Origin of the sequence: Endozoicomonas sp. SESOKO2 (genome assembly GCF_024606245.1) — a bacterium.
In the GTDB taxonomy this organism is placed as follows: domain Bacteria; phylum Pseudomonadota; class Gammaproteobacteria; order Pseudomonadales; family Endozoicomonadaceae; genus Endozoicomonas_A.
Window position 1 is genome coordinate 1 of the sequence record NZ_JAHHPQ010000149.1, and the last position, 3,520, is coordinate 3,520.

The 3,520-nt window shown below is 37.8% G+C and carries 3 protein-coding genes; all 3 read right to left on the reverse strand.

Annotation, left to right across the window (positions count from 1 at the left end; translation table 11 throughout):
* Positions 1-537 precede the first annotated feature (537 nt).
* Positions 538-1,767 carry a hypothetical protein gene (locus tag KDK17_RS03655; RefSeq protein ID WP_257279739.1) on the reverse strand — a complete coding sequence of 410 codons (1,230 nt, stop codon included), beginning with the start codon at positions 1,765-1,767 and terminating at the stop codon, positions 538-540.
* A gap of 201 nt (positions 1,768-1,968) precedes the next feature.
* Complete coding sequence (locus tag KDK17_RS03660; RefSeq protein ID WP_257279738.1) at positions 1,969-3,093, reverse strand: hypothetical protein; 1,125 nt, start codon at positions 3,091-3,093, stop codon at positions 1,969-1,971.
* Between the two features lie 161 nt (positions 3,094-3,254).
* Positions 3,255-3,520: hypothetical protein (locus KDK17_RS03665; RefSeq protein WP_257287369.1), on the reverse strand; the 266-nt coding region annotated here is incomplete at its 5' end.

Genomic DNA, 3,520 nt, shown 5'->3' on the forward strand with positions numbered 1-3,520 from the left:
AGGAGACCAGATCATAATTGACAAAGTGATCCCCAGATATACCACTAAAAAATTTAGTGAGGACATGCTGCCAATAGCACTCTTTTGTTATCTCGCTATGACTGACGTGTGTGGATGATATGGCTGTACCACTGAGTATTAAACGATCGAAATACTTTAAGTTCCATTTAAAGTGCAAGTTTTGTGAGTTTGAATAAGATGATAGCAAGCAGAGACAGAGTAAAAGGATTAATCTGACGTTTTTTTTCATTGTTAACAACTCATTTGTTGTTGATATTGATTTGAGACATCAGCGATCAAGGATAGTTCAAATAGATCATATAACAAACTTTTTAGGTTTTAACACTATTAGACGTCCTTGTACAACTTATAAAAATTGGGCAGGTTGCTAATAATTTCCAGATGGAAGCTCACTTTACAACCTGAATGACTCATGGGGGGCTCACTGAGCTGAGTAATGGAGTTCTGTCTTTTAATAAATGCCCAATAGTCATCAGAGGCAGGTGTTTTGTTTTTTGACTTTCAACCTGACGTTGATTACCGCTCCGTATTGGGCTGTTCATGATCGTTTTTCCATTTCGGTAAGAGCAGCGCTGCTAGCACCAATTGTCTCACTTCTTCCGGCATACCATCTTCAGTAATCATATTACTCTGGGCGTGGAACAACTCCCTATTCAACATGTCTTCAGAATCGGGCCTGGTATCATTGTTTCTTGAGGTAGCGCAATTACATGCCCCATTACAATGACAGGCTTTTTGTAATGGTAACTGTAATGGTAGCTCGGCATAAAGTGGCGGAGGCTGGTTGGCTATAACATCATAATTATCAATAATGAGTGTCAGGGTGTAGCCACTAGAGCTAACCAGAATCGCCAGTACCTGAATATTATTGGTGGATAACTTCTTAAGGTGGTATTGCACTTTAGTTCCGGTCAGAAAATTCAATGAAACAAAATGTGATGCTTGCAAGTTTTCACTATCGTCTTCACTGTCTCGTTCTTGCACGTGAACTGTAGCTGGTATAGCTGTATTGATTAAGCCGGGCATTATCAATTCCAACATATGATTGGTCGTTGGATTTAGATGCTCTACTATCCATTTTTTTGTTTCTGGATTATTCAGGAAAAGGTCAAATATATGGGTATTATCGTCTATAGCTTCTGTGGTTGACGATGAAAGCGTTTGATAATTATTGATCACAGCGGTATGAGATATAGAGCGGCTATCAATAGTGACATGTTCTGGCAAATTGTCTGGTGTTGCTGCTGACAGTGCTCTTACTTTTTCTTCCAGGTTTAGCAAGTTTTGATAAACGGTCTCGTAACCCGTATAACAAAGAAGGCAGCAAAAACAGTCTAAAAACTGAGTAACAATGGAGTCCCTTGTTGCAGTTTGACCTCTTAATGTGTAACGAGTATGGAAGGTATGTTGAAGGTTATGAAGGCTGTTTCCTAATAGGCCATGAAAAAATGCTGGCACAGTATGAGCCGAATTATGCTGATCAAATTCTATATTAGTGGAAGAAGCCAAGTCATAACTGACAAGATAATCACAGGAATTATCACTAAAACATTTAGCAGGGTCATCGAAATAGCATTCTCTTGTGGGATCGCCATGACTAGAGTGAGTGGATGATGTGGCTGTACCACTGAGTACTAATTGATCAAAATACTCCAACTTCCATTTAAAGTACAAGTCATTAGAGTTTGAATAAGATGATAGCAAGCACAGACAGAATAAAATGATTAATCTGACGTTTGTTTCCATTGTCAACTACCTATTTGTTACTCATATCAATTTTTATACATTGGCCGTTAAGAGTAGCACACAGTTCAATAAACTGATTTTTTTGAGATTCCTACTGGTTCTGAGATAGAAACTTAGCATCTCAAGGTGCTGAGAAATGGAATTATGCATTTAAATAAACATCCAATATTCATCAATCACTTATACTTGCGGATCCTTTATCTAGTGGGTACGAGGAAAAAACATATGGCTACTGAAAGTAGTACCAACCTGATTATCTGAGCCATCAGTTCTATTGTTTCTTGAGTTGGCACAATTACATGCGCCGTTACAATGACAGCTTTCGTATAATTCCGCATAATGTGGAGGAGGCTCGTTAGCTATAACATCATAATTATCAACTGTCAGTGTCAGGGTATAATAATGAATGCTAACCATAATCGCTAATACCTGAATATTATTGGTGGATAGTTTCTTGAGGTGGTATTTAACGCTAGGTCCGTTAAGTAAATATAATGATACAAAATGTGTTGGTTGCAAGCATGTACTGTCATCTTCACTATCATTTTCACCGCTTTGTTCTTGCACAAGAATCGTAGCAGGTATAGCTGTATTGAACAGCTCAGGTATTAACAGTTCCAATACCATGTCGGTTGTAGGGCTTAGATGCTCGATTATCCACTTTTGCGCTTCTGGAGTATTAAGGAAAAGATCAAATATATGAGTGTTGTCGTCTATGGCTTCTGTGCTTGACAATAAAAGCATCTGACGATCATTTGTCACGCTTGTATGTGTTATAGAGCGGTTATCGATCGTTACATATTCTGGCATTTGGTTGGGTGTTGCTGTTTCCAGCGCTCTCACTCTCTCTTCATTATTTGCCGTGTTTTCAAAAATCAACGGATTAGTTCTAAAGCATATAGGACAGAACATGCAATATAAGACTTCAGCAATAGTATATGCTGTTGTTGTCGTTTGACCTCTTAGTGTGTAATGAGTCTCGAAACTATGTTTGAGATTATGACGGCCACTTCCTAATAAGCCATTAAAAAAATCTGGCACAAGATTATGTAAGTTATTCTGATTAAATTCTATATTTGTGAATGAAATTACTTTGTAGTCAGCAAAATTATCCACCAAAAATAAAGCACATGTTAGAGAAGGTTCATCTTCAGTGTATCCTCTTGCATTACTATGACGGGTATGAGTGGATGATGTGGCTGTGCCGCTTAGTAATAAACTACCCTGCTGCTCCAGCTTCCAGTTAAAGTGTAAGTCTTCTGAGTTTGAATAAGATGATAGCAGGCAGAGAAAAAGTAAAATAATTGATCTGACGTCTATTTTCATTGTCAATTACCTATTCGTGGCTAATGTTAATTTTTTGATATTGGCGGTTAAGAATAGCCAAAAAAGTTCATATAACAATTTTTTGAGGTTTCTAACAACTATTTGAATGATTCATCGGAGTGCGTAGAACTGGAAATGGCACTATGTCTGTCATTAAATGCTCAATGCTCATCAGAGATGATTCTTGAGGCAGCACAATTACATGCTCCGTTACAACGATAATTTTCTGGTAATTCCGCATAATGTGGAGGAGGTTGGTTAGCTTCGACATTATAATCATCAACCGACAGTGTCAGGGTATAACCATGAGTGCTGACCAAAATCGCTAATACCTGAATATTATGGGTGGACACTTGATAAATGTGGTATTGTACTCTGACTCCGTTATCTAAATTAAATGATACAAAATGCGATGGTTGAAGGCTTT